We start from the raw sequence: 2,477 nt of genomic DNA on the forward strand, positions 1-2,477 counted from the left end.
TGGGCTCACCTGGCCATGGGCTCACCTGGCCATGGGCTCACCTGGTCCATGGGCCCACCCGGCCATGGGCTCACCTGGCCATGGGCTCACCTGGCCATGGGCTCACCTGGCCATGGGCTCACCTGGCCATGGGCTCACCTGGCCATGGGCTCACCTGGCCATGGGCTCACCTGGCCATGGGCTCACCTGGCCGGGCGCCGGCCCGGGCCGCCGTGGCGTGGGGCCGGGCGGCTGCCGAGCCTCGCAGCCGCCGGGCCTGCGCCCGGCAGGTTCCTCTCCTCGGCCGGGCCTGCGCCCGGCGGGTTCCTCTCCTCCTTACCTCGGTGGCTGCGGCTGCCAGAGGCACCCGCAGTCCGGATGTCCGCGCAGTCGCAGACGTCGTGGCATCCCTTCGCCGGCCGATACCTCGCACCATCCGTCCACGCTCGGCGGCCGCCCGCCGTCCAGGTGGATCTGGACGTGCAGTGCCGCCAGGCCGGCCACCATCGTGGCCAGGGCCGTGTCGCAGGCCGGGGTGCGCGCTCGGCCGGGCCCGCCGTCCGCCAGCTGGGCCAGGATCCGGGGCCAAGCGGCGTCCTCGTCCTCCCGGCGTAGGACCAGGCAGTGTCCGCAGGCCGACACCCCTGGCAGCACCAGGGGCCCGACCACCCCGAACTCCTCGACCAATCCGACGTACAGGTGCGGCACCCCGGCCCGGAGCAGCAGTCGGGCCTCGTACGTCCCGCCGGCGAACGCCCCGCTCCCGTCCCGGGGCGCGAGCACCACGAGGTCGGGCGGCGGCCCGTCGGGCTTTCGCCGGGGCACGGGCACCAGTGGTCGGCCCGACGCCCGTTGCACGGCCTCCCGGGCGGCCGTCAACCGCAGCCGCCCGACGTCCCCCGGCGGCAGTCCTGCCGGGGAGCAGTCCCCGGGGCGCACCCGGCCGCCGTCCACCACGGTGACCGTGCCCGCCCCGCCGGCCGAGAGCACGGCCGCCACGGCGGCGCCCACCCGGCCCGCGCCGCGGACCTCGATCCGGGCGCCGGCCCGTCGGGCCAGGACCGCCGGTGCGGCGCCGGGGCCGGAGTGGACCAGGGACAGTGAGGCGAGGTCCGGCCCGAGCAGGTCCCGGTGGGGCTGGGGGAAGCGGGCCAGCGCGGTGCCGGTCGCCTCCGCGTCGTCCAGTAACCCGGTCTCCTCCAGGTCGGTCAGCAGTGCGTCGGCGGGCTCCCGGCCCAGGCCGAGCTGCTCGCCGGCCTCCAGCAGTTCGGGGCGCTCCCTGGTCCCGTCGACCAGGCCGAGGAAGTCGCAGAGGGTCTTGTCGGCCTGGCCGAGCACCCCGGCGTAGCGGGTGATGGTCCCGAACTGCAGGGTGTCGGAGTCCCGCCAGCTGCGGGACAGGGCGGGCTTCAGTACGAGGCGCACGGCGATCTCCCTTCCGATCGTTTCCGGACGGCTGACCGCAGCATGCCCCATCGCGCCGACGTCGTGCGCAAAGTTATCCACAGGCTCGGGCTCATGATCACATCATCTGTTCGCAGACCCTGTGGATAACTGCCCATCCGCTCCGGCGCCAGTTTCCGGACACCCGCCGTCGACTTTTCGTTCCCGATCACTCCACGAAAGATTTCGGCCACGGCACCGGACTTCTGTCCGTGGTACCGGGTAACGTCGTGTGCCATGGCAGCCGAGCGGGACTCCCATCCACCGGCGTCGCGTCGGCGTGCCCGTGCAGCGTCCGGGTCGCAAGTGGCGGCGCCCGGCACGCGTGGGCGTCGGGACCAGGATCAGCAGGCGAGGCCCGCGTCGCCGCAGCACCCGGCCGCCGTCGCGCCACCGGAGCCGCACGACCGCGGCCGGGTGGAAGTGCGCCGCAGCGCCCGCCGCAGTCGCACCGTCTCGGCCTATCGCGAGGGCGACCGCACGATCGTGCTGATCCCGGCCCGGATGTCGCACGCCGAGGAGCAGCGCTGGGTCGCGCAGATGCTGGAGAAGCTCGCCGCCCAGGAGAGCCGCCGGATCCTCGGCGACGACGCGCTGATGGACCGGGCCCGCGGGCTGTCGGCCGCCTACCTGGGCGATCGCGCCCGGCCCGCCCAGGTCCGCTGGGTCACCAACCAGAACTCGCGCTGGGGCTCGTGCACCCCCAGCGAGGGGACGATCCGCCTCTCCCACCGTCTGCAGGGCATGCCGGAGTACGTCCTCGACTACGTGCTGCTGCACGAGCTCGCCCACCTGCTGGTGCCGGACCACGGCCCGGCGTTCTGGGCCCTGCTGGAGGCCTACCCCCGGACCGAGCGGGCCCGCGGCTACCTGGAGGGCGTGGTCTCGGCGGCCCGGCTGCCGCACATCCCCGGCGCCCGGCACGCCGACCGGGATGCCGATCCGGCCTGTTCCTGCGGCTGACGGCTTGACGCCCGGCCGGGAGGCGGCGGCGAAGAGGGCGGCGAGGAGAACGACGCGGAGAACGAAAAGAGGGGGCGCGGGCCGTATCGGCC

General features: G+C 74.7%; 2 protein-coding genes. One reads left to right on the forward strand and one right to left on the reverse strand.

Annotated elements, in window-relative coordinates; all coding sequences use genetic code 11:
* Nucleotides 1-315: 315 nt before the first annotated feature.
* Nucleotides 316-1,404 (reverse strand): ThiF family adenylyltransferase, encoded by a 1,089-nt coding sequence (locus tag ACFVX9_RS31215; RefSeq protein WP_380381068.1) that lies wholly within the window; start codon nucleotides 1,402-1,404, stop codon nucleotides 316-318.
* Between the two features lie 324 nt (nucleotides 1,405-1,728).
* Here ACFVX9_RS31215 and ACFVX9_RS31220 point away from each other — a divergent pair, with 324 nt between their 5' ends.
* Nucleotides 1,729-2,385 (forward strand): M48 family metallopeptidase, encoded by a 657-nt coding sequence (locus tag ACFVX9_RS31220; RefSeq protein ID WP_380381070.1) that lies wholly within the window; start codon nucleotides 1,729-1,731, stop codon nucleotides 2,383-2,385.
* The last annotated feature ends 92 nt before the right edge of the window (nucleotides 2,386-2,477 follow it).

Source organism: Kitasatospora sp. NPDC058243 (genome assembly GCF_042882025.1).
Classification (GTDB): Bacteria; Actinomycetota; Actinomycetes; order Streptomycetales; family Streptomycetaceae; genus Kitasatospora.